The organism is Algicella marina (assembly GCF_009931615.1).
GTDB classification, from domain to species: Bacteria; Pseudomonadota; Alphaproteobacteria; order Rhodobacterales; family Rhodobacteraceae; genus Algicella; species Algicella marina.
Genome location: NZ_CP046620.1, coordinates 3166138 through 3182128, shown reverse-complemented (window position 1 = coordinate 3182128; position 15991 = coordinate 3166138). Strand labels below are relative to the sequence as shown.

Here is a 15991-nt window from a genome sequence, read left to right as displayed (position 1 = left end):
ATCATGTCAAAATCGTTCCTGACGGTTCTGTTTCTCTCCCTGGCCTCGGCTTTCGCCGGTGCCGCCGCGGCCGAGCCGGACAAGGAAGCGTTTCTCAGCCTCGCCCAGAAAGGCTGGGTCTACGAACTTCGGTCCTCGGTCCTTCGGCGCGATGCCTCCATGCCGCCGGTGCGCCTGGACAGCAAGAAAATCGCGCAGGGCTCTGTCTGCCTGATCGGCGAGAAACCCCACAACGAAACCCGCGCCACACTGGCAACTTTCGACCGCCTTCTGCGGAACATCTTCAACCGCAGCGAAGGCTTTCTGAGCAGTGGTGCCGACGCATCGGCATGCGGACCGGCGCAAACCTACATCCGCCTTTACAGCGGCCGCCCGCCGTTCATCGCCTATAACCGGGATCTGCGCTGGATCGACGAGACATTCGACATCGGCTTGCCGAAGGATCGTGATCACCGCATATTTTCTCCCGCGCAGGCCATCACCTACTTCGGCCGGAAGGGCACTGCCGTCTATCTATTGGTAAAACAGCCGCGTGGCCCTGAGCCAAGTGAACTTGAGCGGCGCTTCTACCGCTCCATCCTGACAGAGGAACTGTTCCAGGCCTTTTCCTTTGGCGTCGACATACTCGTGTTCGAGCCCACCGGCCCTTTCCTGTCCAAGATCCAGGAAACCCCGGTCAACCTCCGCCATATGAACTGGAACGATCCTCGCTACATGGAAGGTATGCTCAGCAGCAACCCGGGCGGTTTGTGCGAGTTCGATCTCTTCATGCTGCACGCCCTCGCCCGAACCCGCCTCACCTCATCCAATTCGCCTGCATTCCTACAATACATCTCTGACCGTTTCACCGATCTGGAGGAGATGGCGCACAGGACACTGGCGGATGGAATCGCCGACGAAATCGTCGACCCGGAATGCGGCCACATGCCGGGCTTTGCCGGACTCGACACACGAAAATAAAGACGAAAAGCTGTATGGTGCTGGTGGCGCGGGAATCGCACACTCGCACCAACAAACCGATAAGCCCGCTAACGGGCGGGGGAGGGAATGATGCCGGAAACCGGTTCTGCGCTGCACGCGCAGAAGATTGCCAGCCTTGGTGAAACGCTCACCGCCGGGCTTATTGGCCATGACGTCCTGATCGAACGCCTGCTGATTGCCATCCTCGCTGGCGGCCACGTGCTGGTGGAAGGCGCACCCGGCCTTGCCAAGACACGCGCGGTCAAGCTGCTGGCCGCCGCACAGGGCGGCAGTTTTGCCCGTATCCAGTGCACACCGGATCTGCTGCCTTCGGACGCGACCGGCACACACGTCTACCGCCCGGAGACGGGCTCCTTCGAGTTTTCGCCCGGCCCGGTGTTCCACAACCTGCTGCTGGTCGATGAGATCAATCGCGCACCTCCGAAGGTGCAATCCGCCCTGCTGGAGGCGATGGCAGAACAGCAGGTCACCAGTGGCGGCGAAACCCATCCGCTGCCCGACCCCTTTACCGTCGTCGCCACCCAGAATCCGATAGAGCATGAAGGCACCTTTCCCTTGCCGGAGGCCCAACTCGACCGGTTTCTCCTCCACATCATGCTCGAACTGCCAGACGCCGTGGCGGAACGGCAAATCCTCGATCTTGTGGAAGCGGAGCAATCCGGCACAGGCGGGGCGATCAGCAGTCTCGATCTCGGTGACATCACTGCCGCCCGATCAGAGGCGATGGCGGTGCATCTGTCACCGGCGTTGCGGGATTTCATCGTCCGCCTGGTCATGGCCACGCGGGACGAACCGTTCCGATCCGAAATCGACCATCCCGTCTCTCCCCGTGGGTCGCTTGCCCTTGCGGCCTGTGCAAAGGCCCGTGCCTACCTTCGCGGCCGCGACCATGCGCTTCCGGAAGACGTGGAAGCCGTTGCCGGCGATGCTCTCTCTCACCGGTTGGTGCTCAGTTGGCGGGCGACAGCCGACGGCCGCACGGCCCGTGGCATCATCGCCGACATCCTGTCGGCAACGGAAGCCCTGTGAAGCCGCAGCCCGCATCGGCATTCAGTCACCCCGGAACCCATGTTGATCCGGCGGTGCTGATTGCCTTGCGGGCGGACATGCTCGGCGCTGAAAACCGCGACGCTGGACCCGTGTCCGCAATGCCGGGCGGTTTTGTCATCAAGCGGCGCGGCAATGGCCAGGAAGTCGCCGACAACCGCATATATGCCGAGGGCGACGACCTTCGCCACATCGACCGGGGCGCGACGGCACGCACTGGCCATCTCTATATTCGCCGCTTCCACGAGGAACGCGACAGGGTGACACTGCTGGTCGCTGATTTCCGACCCTCCATGCTCTGGGGAATGCAAAGGGCCTTTCGCTCCGTCGCCGCCGCCGAGGCGCTGGCAATCACCGGCTGGCGGGCAGTGGAGGCGGGTGAGCGTGTGGCCCTGCTCGCCCTCACGGCAGATGGCTCCTTCGCCGTATCGCCACGCGGGCGGAGCCGGGGAATGCTCGCCGTCATTGGCGGTCTGGCGCGGGCGCACGAGGCCGCGCTGGCCGGTCCTTCGGGCGCGCGAGCAGATCCGCCGCTCGATCAGGCACTGACCGGCATTTCCCGCATCACACCCAGCGGTGCGGAGATCGTGCTGGCCTCGGGCCTCGACACCCCGGGCGATGGGCTGGCCGACGTCCTTGGCGATCTTTCGCGCCGCCGCAACCCGCGGGTGCTGATGATCGGCGACAGTATCCTCGGCAATCTGCCCGCAGGTCAGTACCCTATGGCGGTCGGCGGCCGCCGCATGCGGGCCCGCGTTTCCGGGCGGGGCGCGACCGAACCGCGCGGGGCCACCCTGCCCGCCGATATCCCATGCATCACCCTCGACGCCGGTGGTTCCACCGAGGCCATGATCCGGACGCTGGGGGGCTGAAATGTCGGAGCGGGGGCTGACACGGGATGACATGATCGCCGCCATGCAGGATATCCGCCTGCCCGCCGAAGCGCCGGGCGGCCTCATTGCTGATCTGGCCGTTGCCATCGGTCTCGGATTGCTGGTCGCCTTGCTGTTCAGCGCTGTCCTGCCGCTCGTCACCCGCCGACAGCAACCGCCACGTCCGCCCACGGCGGAGGAAAGCATGGGCCGTCTTGACGGCCTGCCGGAGGACATGCGCGTCATTGGCCTCCTGCATATCCTGCGGTCGCATGATCCCGCGCGCGCCCGCGAATTTACCGAAGAACTGTACCGTAAAGGCCCGCTGCCGGATGCTGAGCGGCTCGTGGCCAGTATCAGGGGGATCAGCAATGCCTGACACAACGACGCTTCGCCTCGCAATTGCTGCTCTCGTGCTGCTGCCGCTGACGCTGTTCCGCCGGGTTATGCCCGCTACCAACACCGGCAAACCTGCCCGAACCGGCGAGCCAGTGGACGCCCGCATAGTCAGTCTCGTCCGCACCTTGCAAGAGGCAGAGGACGGGGCCCGCAAGGCCAAATCGGCCAAGCCCGATTACGACGATCTTGAAGCCATGGTCAACGGAGCGCGCAATGCCTGAACTGGCGGACCCCTGGGCGCTGCTTCTGCTGCCCTTGCCGCTACTTGCCTGGTTTCTGCTTGCCCCGCGCCCCGCCGAAGGAGCCCTTCTTACCGTCCCCGAAGGCGTCGCCCGTTCGATCCTCGGGCAGTCCCGGGCTGAAGGCCGAGCCCGCTCCGCCAATCTGTTGCTACCCATCGCGATCTGGGTGTTGCTGGTCACGGCCATTTCCGGCCCGCGCTTGCTGCAACCTTCCGGTGCCCTGCCGATGTCCGGCCGTGATCTCGTCATCGCGCTGGACCTGTCCGGTTCGATGGTGCGCGAGGATTTCGAGCTCGATGGCGAGACTGCCAGCCGTCTCGACGTTGTCCGAACAGTTGGCGCCGACTTCATCCGCCGCCGTGGCGGTGACCGTGTGGGCCTCGTCGTCTTCGGGTCGGAAGCCTATTTCGCCTCGCCCCTGACTTTTGATGTGGAATCCGTCGCCCGAACGGTGGAGGAAGCCGTGATCGGCGTTTCCGGTCGCGCCACCAACATTTCCGACGCGCTGGGCATCGCCCTCAAACGCCTGTCTGTTTCCGAGGCCGAAAGCCGCGTCGTCATCCTTCTCTCCGATGGTGCCAGCAACGCCGGCGCCGCAACGCCGCGGGATGTCGCCAAGCTGGCCGCCGAACTGGGAGTACGCGTGCACACCATCGCGTTCGGCCCAAAATCGGTGGAGGAAAGCCCGAACGAACGCGGTGTTGTCGATGCCACCACGCTCCAGTCCATGGCCGATCTTTCCGGTGGAACGATGTTTCGCGTCCGCACCTCCGATGACCTTGTCGCCGTGACGCAGGATCTCGACCGGCTGGAATCGACCGAAAGCGCCGGTCTCTCGGCGGCCATCTACCATGACCTTTGGATTTATCCGGCAATCCTCGCCGGTCTCGGCTGCCTGCTGCTGGGGTGGAGGGAGCGGGCATGACACTGGCGGTCTTTTCCCTCCTTCGCCCGTTCTGGCTGCTGGCGATCGTGGCCATAGCCATTCTTGCTGTCCGCCTCTACCGACGTCGCAACCGCATCGGCGATTGGGAAAGCGTGATCGACCCGGACCTTATGGCGGCAATGCGGGCGCTCGGCCGGGTGGAAACTTCGCCGCGCCACTCCGCCAACCACCTGCCGTTGCTGGCCGCCGCACTTACGGCCCTTGCGCTGACCGGCCCGGCGCTGGAACGGCGCGATGCGTTGTCATTCCGCAACCTCGATGGCGTAATTTTCGTGATGGACGTCTCCCCCTCGATGACCGGCAGTGCACTCTGGCCCGCGACCGTCACCATGGGCCGCGTCGGGGTGAACGCTCTGTCCACGAAGCCGGGGGCCCTGATCGTCTATGCGGGCGATGCCTACCTCGCCGCACCATTGACGGCCGACACCCGCAATCTGGGTTTCACAATGACGCTGCTCAACGATGAAACCGTACCGGACACCGGAACGCGACCGGCGCTCGGTCTCTCCCGTGCGGCGGAGCTTTTGCGCGAGGCCCGCATTCTGGCCGGCGATGTCGTGCTGATGACAGACGGTGCCGGGCTTGGCCCCGAAGCGCTGGCACAGGCTGCGGAGATCGCGGATATCGGCGGCCGGCTTTCTGTCGTCTACGCGCCGACGGAGCGGGCCCGTGAAACGGGCGAGATGCGCGCTCAGGCAGAAACGCTTGCCAGTCTCGGCGGCGGCCGACTCTATGAGTTGAACGAAGCCAATGCGCTGGCTGCCGATCTCAGCAATGATGCCACCTCGCGACTGGAACAGCAGAGCTACCAACTTCTGGTCTGGCGAGATTTCGGTCGTTACCTTCTGCTTCTGGCCCTGCTTCCCGCCCTCGGCTTTTTCCGAAGGCAAAGCGCATGAACCGCCTTATCCTCTTCACTCTCGCCGTTATCAGCCTCCTTGCCGCCTACCTGCTCGGCGGAACCGCGCCGTTTGGTCGTCTCGCGCTCTCGCTGGGTCTGCCGGGGCTGGCGGCGCACGCTTTCGACGATCCGGCGTGGCAGGGTGTTGCCCAGTACCGCGCTGGTTACTTCGCGCAGGCGGACGAGAGTTTCAGAACCGGTGGCATGGCCACGGCTTTCAATCGCGGCAATGCTGCCGCGATGGAAGGGCGCTACGCAGCCGCGCTGGAGGCTTATGACATTGCCCTGCTCGCCAATCCGGCGGACGAGGAGGCCCAGGCCAACTTCGACCTCGTCCGTGCCTTCTACGCCGGAACGGCCGTATCGGCAGAGGCCCCGGTCAAATGGTTCGAGGATAAGGAGGGCGACGAGGTGGTCGCAGCTGATGTCGCTCAGGGCACGGCAAGAGCGGCGGGTGGCGGCGACGGCATCACCAACGCCGCACCGCTGCTTGGCCTGCCCGAATTGCAGAGCACCGGCGAGGCCCGCGTTCGCAAGGTGTTCGATGACAAGTTCGTTGTCGCCAACGAACGCTGGCTCGCAACGCTGGAAGACGTGCCCGGCACCTATCTGGCGGAGCGGATCAAGCATGAATACAAGCGGCGCAAGGCGGCGGGAATCGGTCAGCCGGAAGCGGAGGAACCATGGTGAGAGTCTTTGCCGCCCTCCTTTTTCTCCTCCTGCCCGGCATCGCTCTCGCCCAGACGGAGGTGGACCCGGAAGATTTCAGCCTGACGGTGACGCTGGACCAGCAGAACGTCACGCCCTTTCAGCAGGAAATGGTGCTGATCACCATTCACGGCACCTATCGCCGCCACATCACCCGTGAAAAGCTGGTGATGCCGGACCTTGCGGGCTTCAACTGGATGCAACTCGGTTCCGATCACTGGTATGAGAGCATGGTCGATGGTTTGCCGGTTAAAAACATGCGACGGCGCATGGCCCTCTTTCCCGACGAGGAAGGCAAGATCGAGATCGGCAGCTTCACCCACCACCTCACCCTTCTGGACGACAACAACAACTGGTTCGAATACGACATCCATTCCGAACCGGTCCAACTCGATGTCGCGCCCGCACCGGCCGTGGAGGACTGGTGGTTTCCGGTACGCAGGTTGCAGATTTCAGATTCATGGTCCAATGCACCGGACCAGTTGGGCGAAGGCGACGGCGTGTTGCGGATCATCACGGTCATAGCCGTCGGTGCCTCGCCGGACATGATCCCGCCGATGCCGGAATTGCGCAGCCCCAGCGCTCATATCTTTCCCCATCCTGAAAAACGGCTGGTGGAACTTTCGCCACATGGCCCCGTGTCCCGCGCCTTCTGGCGATGGACCATCCGGCCTGCGAACCCGCCTTCAGCGATCCTTGAGCCAATCACCTTCTCCTATTTTGATACCGAAAACCGGCTGATGCGGGACGTCGTCATCTCCTCTCAGCGCGTAGCCTACGCGGAAGGCGAGTTGCCGCCACCCGGTGCCGTCGCCTCGGCCGAACCCGTCAATCTCGCCGCACTGCCGGTTCGGGCAGCACTGTTTCTTGCGGTCATCGGGGGTTTTCTGTTGGTATTGGGCCAGGGTCGCGTCCTCTCCTTCGCCGCGCCCCGGCAAATGGCCGCTGACTGCCATCGCCAATTGGCTTATCGCCGTGCCGTAGCCGCCGGTAACCTCCCGTCGTTGCGCCGTGCGGCCCGCGAACTCTCTGCGCGTCGTCCGGCGAACGAGGAACGGTTCGAACTCCTCCGGAAGCTTGACAGCGCCCTGTTCGCCGAGCGCGATACCGGCTTCGACCTTAAGGCCTTCGACAAGTCGTTCAGGGCGTCACTTGCCGGCGGAGAGAGTGCAAAAGCCTTTGATTTCCGTGATTTTCCACGCAGCAAAACCAAGTCTTTTGGCTGAGTTGCCTAATACCAATGGTTGAGAGACCATTCGCGCACGACCAACAAGAACCAATAATTTATAGGGAGCGAACAATGGGTCTCTTCGACAGCCTGTTTGGTGGCGGCGCAAAACCGCCTGCGAACCAATATGCATCTGTGAAAATCCACCCCGCCGTAGACAAAGGGGTGAAACCCGGATCAAGCAGTTTTTCCGGCGGAACTATCAAATGCAAATGCGCGACCGATCCCGTGATTGTGGAAATCTCCGCGCAGACAGCACACAACCATGCCTGCGGGTGTTCCAAGTGCTGGAAGCCGGACGGCGCAATCTTTTCCGTCGTCGCAGTTGTCGGTCGTGACCACGTGAAGGTTACCGCCAACGAAGACAAGCTGGAGGTTGTAGACCCAACCGCCGCGATCCAGCGCCATGCCTGCAAGGGCTGCGGAGTCCATATGTATGGCCGCATCGAGAACACCGGCCACCCGTTCCACGGCCTCGACTTCGTTCACACGGAATTGTCGGACCAGTCCGGCTGGTCCCAGCCCGAGTTCGCGGCCTTCGTGTCCTCGATCATCGAAACCGGTGTGGACCCGTCGCGGATGGATGGTGTGCGCGGCCGCCTGCGGGAACTGGGGCTGGAGCCCTATGATTGCCTCTCGCCGCCCCTGATGGATGCGATCGCAACCCACGTGGCCAAGTCCCGCACCTGACATCCACAGCCCCGCATGGTCGCTTGGGCCTTTCCTGCAAGGTGGGAAAGGCCGCGATCGAGTTGACTCCCCCGGGGCGCGATGTCTTAATTCTCCATAGCCTAGGGAGGGCCCGCGTGATGATTTCTGAAAAGGAAACGCACACCAAAGTCATTATCCAGTCGGTTCTCGTGATCGACGATCATCCGCTCTACTGTGACGCTCTCGCGTCGAGTCTGGAGCGGATTTACGATGCGCGCTCGATCAAGAAGGCCAACTCGCTCAACGAGGGGCTGAAACTGGTCGGCGCACGCTTCTCGCCCGATCTCGTGATCCTGGATCTGCGTTTGCCGGACGTCACTGGCCTCTCGGGCTTTCTGAAGATCAAGGACAAGTTGCCCGATGTGCCGGTTCTGGTGATCTCGGCGGAGTCCTCGACCGAGGCGATTCAGGCGATGATGTCCGCAGGCGCAGCCGGTTTCGTCACCAAGGACTCCTCGCACAAGGTGCTTCAGGAAGCTCTCATGACGATCCGGGAAGGGCGCAAGTACCTGCCGGCGCAATATTCTTCCTCTGCCCGACCCACGCCCGAGGAAATGTCGGCGCAGGAAATCGCCCAGCGCATCGCAGATCTGACTCCGCAGCAGAGCCGCATCATGCGCCTGATCTGCGCGGGCAAGCCGAACAAGCAGATCGCCTATGAACTCTCGCTGGCGGAAGCGACGGTAAAGGCACACATCACAGCCCTGCTGCGCCGCCTGGGTGTAAACAACCGCACACAGGCCGCCGTTCTGGTCCGCAGTGCCAGCTTCGACGAGAATTCCAGCCTTTCCGAAGCGGATGCCCGCGCGCTGCTGAGCTAGCCAGTGATGGACGCAGCGGTGCACCAGACACAACCCAGCCCGTCACTCGTCGGGGTGGGCGTTTCCCATGCGCGGGATCCCGTGGCCGCCGTACGCGAGGCGCTGGCATCCCTGCGCGAAACCGGCTCCTGCTTCGTCCTCGCCTTCGTGCCGGATGCGCTTGATCCGCACATCGTCGTCAGCGAAATGGGCCGATTGTTGCCTTCCACGCCGGTCTTCGGCTGCACCACCGCAGGCCAGATCACCAACAGCGGATATCAGGATGACGCGTTGCTGCTCATCGCCTTTCCCAAGGATCATTTCCGCTGTGCTTCCACACTGATCAAGCCGCTGAAGCCAGTGTCCATAGAGCAGACGGCGACAGAGGCACGCCGCCTTTCCACCCGCTTCCAAAGGACGGCCAACTGGAACCGTCTCGCCCTCATCTTCGCCGATGGCCTTTCCAAGCAGGAGGACGTTCTGGTGGCCGCGCTGGAGGCAGGGCTGGAAGATGTCCCTGTCTGCGGCGGTTCCGCCGGCCATGGCCTCGCCTTTGACGAGACTTTCGTACTTCATGGCGGCCAGGCCCACGGCAATGCCGCGCTGCTCGTGCTGCTGGAGACCGATCTCTCCTTCCTCGAACTCGGATTCGATCATTTTCTTCCCACAGAAAAACGCATGGTCGTTACCCGTGCGGTACCGGAGGAACGGCTTGTGCTGGAGATCAACGGCTCCCCGGCGGCGCAGGAATACGCCCGCCTCATCGAACGCGACATCGCCGATCTTTCGCCGCAGGTCTTTGCCGAGAACCCGGTGCTCGTGCGCAATCACAATGCCTGGCATGTCCGCGCGATCCAGCAGGTCGTCGGCGATAACGCCCTCTCCTTCTTTTCCGCCATCGACGACGGTCTCCTGCTCACCCTTGGCCGTGGCCAGGAGATACTGCGGACCATGGATACCTGTCTTTCCCTGCCGGATCGCGCGGGGGCGAAGCCCGATTTCATCCTCGGCTTCGATTGCTTCCTGCGCCGGCTGGAGATCGAGCAGAACGGGCTGACGAAGCCGGCTTCTGAACTGCTGAAATCCCACCGTGTCCTCGGCTTCAACACCTATGGGGAGCAGCACCGGGGCGTCCACGTGAACCAGACATTCGTGGGTATCGCCTTTTTCCCGACGACCGAGAGGCTGCCGTTTTGATCGACCCGCGAGACCCGCTGGAGGTTCAGGTAAGGAAGCAGTCCAAGATCATCGATGCGCTGATCTCCCGCGCGAACAGAGAGCACGACATCGGCGGCTCCGCCTACTCGCTGTTCCAGTCGGCCATCGCCCTGCAAGGCGAGGTCTCGGAGAAAACCCGCGACCTTGAACGTGCCCTCGACACCCTTGGCCGCGCTTCCTACCAGCTGGAAACTGCGGAAACTGCCCGCGAACAGATGCAGCGCAACCTCGGCGATGCGCTGGATTCCATGGAAGGCGGGTTCGCCCTTTTTACCGACGGGCACCTGAGAATCTTCAACGACCTGTTCAAGAAACTGATCCCTGACATATCCGAGACCATTCAGCCGGGTCTGGCCTTCGATGATTTCTTCAGTGCGCTGGAATCCAGCCCTTCAGTCAAGATCAGCAGAGAGGGCAACCGCAGGCCCTCCGTCAACCGCAAGCCCTCTCACGCAGCACCATTCGTCATCGCGCTGCGCAACGATCGCTGGTTTCAGGTCTCGCACAAGCAGACCAGTTCCGAGAACAATGTGGTCCTGCTGACGGAAATCACCTCCGTCGTTCGCCGCAACAGGCTGGAAAAGGACAGGTTGATCGACGAGCAGGCGCATTTCCTGCAGGCGGCCTTCGATCACATGGCGCAGGGCGTGTGCACGTTCTCGGCCGAAGGCACGCTCCTGATCAACAATGCAAGGTTCGGAGAGATCCTCGGCCTGCCCTTCGCCCTGACCCGCGAGGGCACCGCCATCGTCCAGATCCTCGAATTCGTCAAGAAGAACCAGCTTATCGCCACCGCCGATCCTGATCAGGGAATAGAGCGATGGGCGGAGATTTTGCGGGTCAAGGGCACGCTGGCCAGCCGCATCCGCCATGCCAACGGCGCCATCCTCGACATTCAGGTCCACGGGCTGCCGGATGGCGGTTTCATTGTCAACGTGATGGACGTGACGGTCGAATACCAGACAACCGAGATGCTGGAGAAGCGTGTGCAGGACCGCACCGCCGAGTTGACGGAAGCAAACGCCCGCCTGCGTGAACAGCATCAGCAACAGGCCAAGGTGGAAGAGCAGTTGCGGCTCGCCAAGGAAGAGGCCGAGGCCGCCGTCTCCTCCAAGACGCGCTTCCTCGCCGCCGCCAGCCACGACCTCCTGCAACCGATCAACGCCGCCAAGCTTCTGATCTCCAATCTTCTGGAGTTCAACGGCGATGAGAAACTCTCGGAGACGGTGAACCGTCTCGAAGGCTCTTTCCGCTCCATAGAACAGTTGCTGCACGCGTTGCTGGATGTGTCCCGGCTGGACTCCACGGGAACCGAACTTACCGTCAACGACTTCCCAGTGGAGGATATACTGCGCACGATCCGGGAAGACTTTTCCCAGATGGCCGAGGAAAAGGACCTGATGCTCTCCATCTTGCCGTCTTCCCTCTGGGTGCGAAGTGATCAGCGCTATCTGCTGCGCTCGCTCCAGAACCTCGTCGTCAACGCGATCCAGTATACCGAAAAAGGTCGTATCGTCGTCGGGTGTCGGCGTCGGGGCGACACAGTGGCGCTGGAGGTCTGGGATACAGGCATCGGCATTTCCAAGAAAGATCAGCATCGGATATTTACGGAGTTCACCCGCATAGGCCCCAGCAAGTCCGGTTATGGAATGGGTCTCGGTCTCTCGATCGTGGAACGGGCGTGCCGCCACCTCGGCCATAAGGTCCGGGTCCGCTCGAAACCGGGTGTCGGCTCCGTCTTTTCAATTGAGTTGCCGGTCGTTCAGGCAGGTCTCGGCAGGAGTGAACAGAAAGCGCCAGCCCCCAGTCCGCGCAATCAGGACATGGATCTGATCGTCCTGATCATAGAGAATGACCCCAACGTCCTCTTCGCCACCACCCAGATGCTGGAAAGCTGGGGCGCCAGCGTGCTTGGTGCAGATTCCACGGAGGCCGCCCTGAAACTGGTCGATGAGATCGGCATGGCGCCCGACATCATCCTTGCGGACTACCAGCTTGATGACGACGACAACGGCATGAAGTCGATCCGGGCGATCCGCTCCGGCACCGGCACCGACATACCGGCCATCATGATCACCGCCAACCGGGAGGAGAGCCTGCTCACCGCCGGCAGCATCCACCGCTTCTCGGTCCTCACCAAGCCCGTGCAACCTTCACGCCTGCGCTCGCTGATAGACTGGAAAACCCGCGCTGCCGGCGTAAGTTAAAAGACGAAAGTATCCGGTGACACGAACCTGCCGCAGAGTATGGTCGCACCAGACAGGAGAGAGAAATGCATCGCTTCACCCGCACTCTGGCAATCCTGGCGATTGCCTTCGCCCTGCCTGCACAATCAGCAGAGACCTATGACCTGCTGTTCAAGGAAGGCACGCTCGATGAATTGAGCCGCGAAACCACCCTCACCTACGCCAAGACGACGGAAATCGCCGCCGACGCCGGTCAGGCCGAAAATGCCACCGGCTCCGTGCAACTCGCCATCACCGATGAGAACATGGCCGACCTTTCCTTTCACAAGGATGACCGCAGCCGCCGGATCGGCAGCTTCCCCGCAAGTGTCGGCAACCCGATGATCATGTATTTTTACGAATCCGTCATCCGCGATGTAGCCCAGCAGGCCGGCGGCAGCCCGTTTTATATCCGCAACCGCGTGAAGGACTCGCTGGTGCAGCCATCGGAGGTGCGCGAGGCCGTGCAGCCGTTTGGCGACGAGGAAATCCCGACCCGTAGCATTACGCTGAGACCGTTCGAAGGCGACCCGAACGTGGACAGAATGAAGGGCTATGGCGATCTGGCACTGACCGTAGTGATGTCGGATGCCGTTCCGGGCTGGTATCATTCCCTCACGGCCTCCGTTCCCGGTGACGAAGGCGAGGAGCCGATCTATTTCCAGACTCTCGTCCTGATGCCGCAGGAGGCCGAATGATGCGTTGCCTGACAATCATCGCCGCCGCGTTTTTCGCCACTGCCGCCGGTGCTCAGAGCATCGAGGAACAGTTGAACGACTATCCCACTGCCGCCCGCGCCGATTATGTCTTTGGTTGCATGGCAGCCAACGGGCAGGGGCAGGATGTGCTCATCAGATGCTCATGCTCGATCGACACCATCGCGTCGATCCTGCCTTATGAGAAATACGTGGAGGCGGAGACCGTTCTCTCCATGCAGCAGGTGGGAGGGGAGCGCATGGCGATCTTCCGCTCCGCACCGGCTGCGCAACTGCCCGTGGCAGACCTGCGCCGGGCGCAGGCCGAAGCCGAAATCGTCTGTTTCTGAAGTGGCGGTACTGCCCGGTCCGTCAGGTCCGGGCGTCTTTCGCAAGTTCCTGCTCGAACACGTTGCCTTCCGTGTCCTCGGCCCGGATGCGCAACGTCGGTGCGCCATTGTCGGTGTAGGTGAACCGGAACACCGGATTCTCGCTGATCGAGATGCCACCTTCCATCGTGAACAGCAGGTCATCACCCTGGTAGACTTCCAGATCGCTGATGAAATGCGCTTCCATGAACAACTGCGTGATCTGGTCGCGCTGCATTCCCGAATAGTTCGGATGGCGGATCATGATCTGCGCTTCCCGTTTCTGGCCACTGGCCATCGGTGCATCGCCAAATTGCCGCAGCTTCATCTGGCCCATCGAGGCCAGCGCCAGCGCTGCGTCTTTCGTCGCCGGGGCAGAGCATCCGCCGGAGGCTTTCACGAACCGGCCGTCCATGAACACGCCATCCGGTGTTTCCGCCACGACCCGCAGGTTGGAATACATGTCCACCCGCACCCGCAGCTCGAAATCCAGCGGCAGCATCGCCTCGCCAACCGTGAAATGACCGGCCATCGGCGCCGGGTTCTCGTCAACGATCACCTTGAAGTTGTTGATCGGCACATCGCCAGTCTGGTGGATCGTCACCGGCACCGTCGCGGCATCATGCGCACGGTAAGGGGCCTCAACTTCGAACACGGCTGCGCCGTCTTGTGCCACCGCGTCACCGATCATCTCTTCGCGCAGATACTCCCAACTGCCCTCGTCTGTCAGCGGATTGCGGACAGTCGTGTCGGCGGCCAGCGCCGATTGAGCCATCAGGGCGAGAAGGGAGGCGGCGAGAAGAGACTTCATGGCTAAAACTCCGGAAAACGCTATAAACCGGTCGCAACATTAGCATTGAATGTGAAAAAAATAAATCTCGCCTTTAGGCTCGGCGTTCACAAGCCCGGCACCGGTGGGGATGGGGGGATAGATGTTCGAAGCAATCGTCACGCTCTGCCTGCTTGCGCAGCCGGAAGTCTGCCGCGCGGTCCTCGTGCCCGGGCATGAGGCGGACTCACAGGCCGAATGCGGAGTTCCTTTCGTCTTGTACCCTCCGCTTGGCCATTCCGTGGAAGGAACGGAATGCCGCCCGACGGGGCCCGTCGCCGAGGTGACGGAGGCCGCCCCCGGTGTCTTCGTCCACCACGGCCATATCGCAGATGCAGAGCCGGAAACCTACGGCGACATCTCCAACAGTGGTTTCATTATCGGTGCGCGTTCGGTCGCCGTGATCGACTCGGGCGGTTCCGCCCGCGCGGGCGAGGAACTCTACCGCGCCATTCGCGCCCGCACCCAGTTGCCGATCTCCCACCTGATTCTGACCCATATGCACCCGGACCATATCTTCGGCGCACCGGTCTTCGTCGACGCAGGGGCGGAAATCGTCGGTCATCACGCGCTGGAGAATGCGCTGCGCGACCGTCAACAGACCTATCTCTCCAATTATATCGGCCGCCTCGATCCCGCGGACACACTGCCGGCGAGTGTGGCCGTACCGACGATTACCGTCGAAGACAGTATGGAAATCGACCTCGGCGACCGCATGATTTCGCTGCGCACCTGGCCGCTCTCGCATACCGGCACCGACCTGACGGTGCTGGATGAGACCTCTGGCACGCTCTTCACCGGCGATCTGATCTTCCATGTCCATACGCCGGCACTGGATGGATCGCTGGGTGGTTGGCAATCGGTCCTGGAGGAACTGGCAGCAATCCCGGCCGCCCGCGTCGTTCCGGGCCACGGGGGGCCGGTGCTGGACTGGCCTGCCGCCGCCGCCCCGGTTCGCCACTATCTCGACGTTCTTGAAGGCGACGCCCGCCGGGAGGTTGCGGCCGGTGCCAGCCTTGCACAGGCGGCGGAGCGGATCGGTCAGGGCGAAGCCGCCAACTGGCAACTCTTCGACCTGTTCAACCCGCGCAACGCCACCGTCGCCTTTACCGAACTGGAATGGGAATAGCCCTCAGCTACCGGCGTGTTCCAGAAGTGTCTGCGCCAGTGAATACGCGCGTTTCTCCAGCAAAACCGGGGTTTCACACACATAAGTCAGCGATTTCTGCCGGTCCGTGTAGATCCGCTCATCCCAGTCCAAGGCTTCTTCCAGCGCGTCGACCCTGTCGAAATCCGGTTCTGCGGCTTCCATCAGCTTGGCCATCTCGGCCCGCGTCCCGTCGATCTTCTCCGCCAGTTGAATCTGCTTCAGCGAGTATTCACCGATACCGTTGATCAACCGTTTGCGGTCCGCGTTCAGCTTCTCGAACGCCTTCCTGAACGTCGCGCCCAGCACGTCCGGCCCGGCATCGGGATGGCTGGCAACGAACTCCGAGATCAGTTGCTCGGCCTCTTCGAGACTGACGCGTCGCAGCGCCAGCTTGGCGGCGAGGTCTTCCGCGTCCCCGTCCAGTTCCACCTCTTCGGGCAGCGGCAGCGGCCACATCAGCCCCAGCGACAGGGATTCGACCTTGCGCTGGATGCAGGGCCAGGTCGGATCGGAAAAGTCGGCGGCATGGGCCGGCGCCCAAGCGAACAGCGCGGCCAGCACGGCCCCCGGAATGCAAGGCTTTTTCATGGCTAGTCCTCCCATGCGGGAGCCTAGCCCATCCGCCGATCTTGTCCATCCGGCAAAACACACACCAAGGTCTTAGTTGTGGG

Annotated in this window: 18 protein-coding genes; 16 read left to right on the top strand and 2 right to left on the bottom strand. The window is 62.5% G+C overall.

Annotated features, from left to right (window positions below; genetic code table 11):
- Nucleotides 1-3 precede the first annotated feature (3 nt).
- The 15 genes from GO499_RS15710 to GO499_RS15640 all read left to right on the top strand — a co-directional run bounded on the left by GO499_RS15710 (nucleotide 4) and on the right by GO499_RS15640 (nucleotide 13323).
- Complete coding sequence (locus GO499_RS15710) at nucleotides 4-960, top strand: hypothetical protein (protein ID WP_161863062.1); 957 nt, start codon at nucleotides 4-6, stop codon at nucleotides 958-960.
- Between the two features lie 90 nt (nucleotides 961-1050).
- On the top strand, nucleotides 1051-2010 hold the full coding sequence (locus GO499_RS15705; protein WP_161863061.1) for an AAA family ATPase: 960 nt from the start codon (nucleotides 1051-1053) through the stop codon (nucleotides 2008-2010).
- A complete protein-coding gene (locus GO499_RS15700; RefSeq protein WP_284154775.1) occupies nucleotides 2007-2900 on the top strand; it encodes a DUF58 domain-containing protein in 894 nt (297 codons plus the stop codon). The genes GO499_RS15705 and GO499_RS15700 overlap by 4 nt, the downstream gene beginning before the upstream one ends.
- A gap of 1 nt (nucleotide 2901) precedes the next feature.
- Nucleotides 2902-3279 (top strand): hypothetical protein, encoded by a 378-nt coding sequence (locus tag GO499_RS15695; protein ID WP_161863060.1) that lies wholly within the window; start codon nucleotides 2902-2904, stop codon nucleotides 3277-3279.
- A complete protein-coding gene (locus tag GO499_RS15690; protein WP_161863059.1) occupies nucleotides 3272-3520 on the top strand; it encodes a hypothetical protein in 249 nt (82 codons plus the stop codon). The genes GO499_RS15695 and GO499_RS15690 overlap by 8 nt, the downstream gene beginning before the upstream one ends.
- A complete protein-coding gene (locus GO499_RS15685) occupies nucleotides 3513-4466 on the top strand; it encodes a VWA domain-containing protein (RefSeq protein WP_161863058.1) in 954 nt (317 codons plus the stop codon). The genes GO499_RS15690 and GO499_RS15685 overlap by 8 nt, the downstream gene beginning before the upstream one ends.
- Complete coding sequence (locus GO499_RS15680) at nucleotides 4463-5386, top strand: vWA domain-containing protein (protein ID WP_161863057.1); 924 nt, start codon at nucleotides 4463-4465, stop codon at nucleotides 5384-5386. The genes GO499_RS15685 and GO499_RS15680 overlap by 4 nt, the downstream gene beginning before the upstream one ends.
- Nucleotides 5383-6078 carry a hypothetical protein gene (locus tag GO499_RS15675; RefSeq protein WP_284154774.1) on the top strand — a complete coding sequence of 232 codons (696 nt, stop codon included), beginning with the start codon at nucleotides 5383-5385 and terminating at the stop codon, nucleotides 6076-6078. The genes GO499_RS15680 and GO499_RS15675 overlap by 4 nt, the downstream gene beginning before the upstream one ends.
- Nucleotides 6072-7322: a BatD family protein gene (locus GO499_RS15670; RefSeq protein ID WP_161863056.1), complete on the top strand. Its 1251-nt coding sequence runs from the start codon at nucleotides 6072-6074 to the stop codon at nucleotides 7320-7322. Before GO499_RS15675 ends, GO499_RS15670 begins: the two co-directional genes overlap by 7 nt.
- A gap of 74 nt (nucleotides 7323-7396) precedes the next feature.
- Nucleotides 7397-8014: an S-(hydroxymethyl)glutathione synthase gene (gfa, locus tag GO499_RS15665; RefSeq protein WP_161863055.1), complete on the top strand. Its 618-nt coding sequence runs from the start codon at nucleotides 7397-7399 to the stop codon at nucleotides 8012-8014.
- A gap of 119 nt (nucleotides 8015-8133) precedes the next feature.
- Complete coding sequence (locus GO499_RS15660; RefSeq protein WP_161864021.1) at nucleotides 8134-8856, top strand: response regulator; 723 nt, start codon at nucleotides 8134-8136, stop codon at nucleotides 8854-8856.
- Between the two features lie 6 nt (nucleotides 8857-8862).
- Complete coding sequence (locus GO499_RS15655) at nucleotides 8863-10032, top strand: FIST N-terminal domain-containing protein (RefSeq protein ID WP_161864020.1); 1170 nt, start codon at nucleotides 8863-8865, stop codon at nucleotides 10030-10032.
- Nucleotides 10029-12260, top strand: coding sequence for an ATP-binding response regulator (locus GO499_RS15650; protein WP_161863054.1), 2232 nt, complete (start codon nucleotides 10029-10031; stop codon nucleotides 12258-12260). Before GO499_RS15655 ends, GO499_RS15650 begins: the two co-directional genes overlap by 4 nt.
- Nucleotides 12261-12325: 65 nt before the next feature.
- Nucleotides 12326-12976, top strand: coding sequence for a hypothetical protein (locus GO499_RS15645; protein WP_161863053.1), 651 nt, complete (start codon nucleotides 12326-12328; stop codon nucleotides 12974-12976).
- A complete protein-coding gene (locus GO499_RS15640; protein WP_284154773.1) occupies nucleotides 12976-13323 on the top strand; it encodes a hypothetical protein in 348 nt (115 codons plus the stop codon). Before GO499_RS15645 ends, GO499_RS15640 begins: the two co-directional genes overlap by 1 nt.
- 22 nt (nucleotides 13324-13345) lie before the next feature.
- Here GO499_RS15640 and GO499_RS15635 read toward each other — a convergent pair whose 3' ends face one another.
- Complete coding sequence (locus tag GO499_RS15635) at nucleotides 13346-14152, bottom strand: quinoprotein dehydrogenase-associated SoxYZ-like carrier (protein WP_161863051.1); 807 nt, start codon at nucleotides 14150-14152, stop codon at nucleotides 13346-13348.
- A gap of 121 nt (nucleotides 14153-14273) precedes the next feature.
- Here GO499_RS15635 and GO499_RS15630 point away from each other — a divergent pair, with 121 nt between their 5' ends.
- Complete coding sequence (locus GO499_RS15630) at nucleotides 14274-15299, top strand: quinoprotein relay system zinc metallohydrolase 2 (RefSeq protein WP_161863050.1); 1026 nt, start codon at nucleotides 14274-14276, stop codon at nucleotides 15297-15299.
- Nucleotides 15300-15302: 3 nt separating this feature from the next.
- Here the strand turns inward: GO499_RS15630 and GO499_RS15625 are convergent, their stop codons facing one another.
- A complete protein-coding gene (locus tag GO499_RS15625) occupies nucleotides 15303-15908 on the bottom strand; it encodes a hypothetical protein (RefSeq protein ID WP_161863049.1) in 606 nt (201 codons plus the stop codon).
- Nucleotides 15909-15991 lie beyond the last annotated feature (83 nt).

What these genes read in the sequence shown, in the direction of transcription:
- GO499_RS15710 (WP_161863062.1), top strand. Translation starts at nt 4, where the DNA reads ATGTCAAAATCGTTCCTGACGGTTCTGTTTCTCTCCCTGGCCTCGGCT.
- GO499_RS15705 (WP_161863061.1), top strand. Translation starts at nt 1,051, where the DNA reads ATGCCGGAAACCGGTTCTGCGCTGCACGCGCAGAAGATTGCCAGCCTT.
- GO499_RS15695 (WP_161863060.1), top strand. Translation starts at nt 2,902, where the DNA reads ATGTCGGAGCGGGGGCTGACACGGGATGACATGATCGCCGCCATGCAG.
- GO499_RS15690 (WP_161863059.1), top strand. Translation starts at nt 3,272, where the DNA reads ATGCCTGACACAACGACGCTTCGCCTCGCAATTGCTGCTCTCGTGCTG.
- GO499_RS15685 (WP_161863058.1), top strand. Translation starts at nt 3,513, where the DNA reads ATGCCTGAACTGGCGGACCCCTGGGCGCTGCTTCTGCTGCCCTTGCCG.
- GO499_RS15680 (WP_161863057.1), top strand. Translation starts at nt 4,463, where the DNA reads ATGACACTGGCGGTCTTTTCCCTCCTTCGCCCGTTCTGGCTGCTGGCG.
- GO499_RS15675 (WP_284154774.1), top strand. Translation starts at nt 5,383, where the DNA reads ATGAACCGCCTTATCCTCTTCACTCTCGCCGTTATCAGCCTCCTTGCC.
- GO499_RS15670 (WP_161863056.1), top strand. Translation starts at nt 6,072, where the DNA reads ATGGTGAGAGTCTTTGCCGCCCTCCTTTTTCTCCTCCTGCCCGGCATC.
- gfa (WP_161863055.1), top strand. Translation starts at nt 7,397, where the DNA reads ATGGGTCTCTTCGACAGCCTGTTTGGTGGCGGCGCAAAACCGCCTGCG.
- GO499_RS15660 (WP_161864021.1), top strand. Translation starts at nt 8,134, where the DNA reads ATGATTTCTGAAAAGGAAACGCACACCAAAGTCATTATCCAGTCGGTT.
- GO499_RS15655 (WP_161864020.1), top strand. Translation starts at nt 8,863, where the DNA reads ATGGACGCAGCGGTGCACCAGACACAACCCAGCCCGTCACTCGTCGGG.
- GO499_RS15645 (WP_161863053.1), top strand. Translation starts at nt 12,326, where the DNA reads ATGCATCGCTTCACCCGCACTCTGGCAATCCTGGCGATTGCCTTCGCC.
- GO499_RS15640 (WP_284154773.1), top strand. Translation starts at nt 12,976, where the DNA reads ATGCGTTGCCTGACAATCATCGCCGCCGCGTTTTTCGCCACTGCCGCC.
- GO499_RS15635 (WP_161863051.1), bottom strand. Translation starts at nt 14,152, where the DNA reads ATGAAGTCTCTTCTCGCCGCCTCCCTTCTCGCCCTGATGGCTCAATCG.
- GO499_RS15630 (WP_161863050.1), top strand. Translation starts at nt 14,274, where the DNA reads ATGTTCGAAGCAATCGTCACGCTCTGCCTGCTTGCGCAGCCGGAAGTC.
- GO499_RS15625 (WP_161863049.1), bottom strand. Translation starts at nt 15,908, where the DNA reads ATGAAAAAGCCTTGCATTCCGGGGGCCGTGCTGGCCGCGCTGTTCGCT.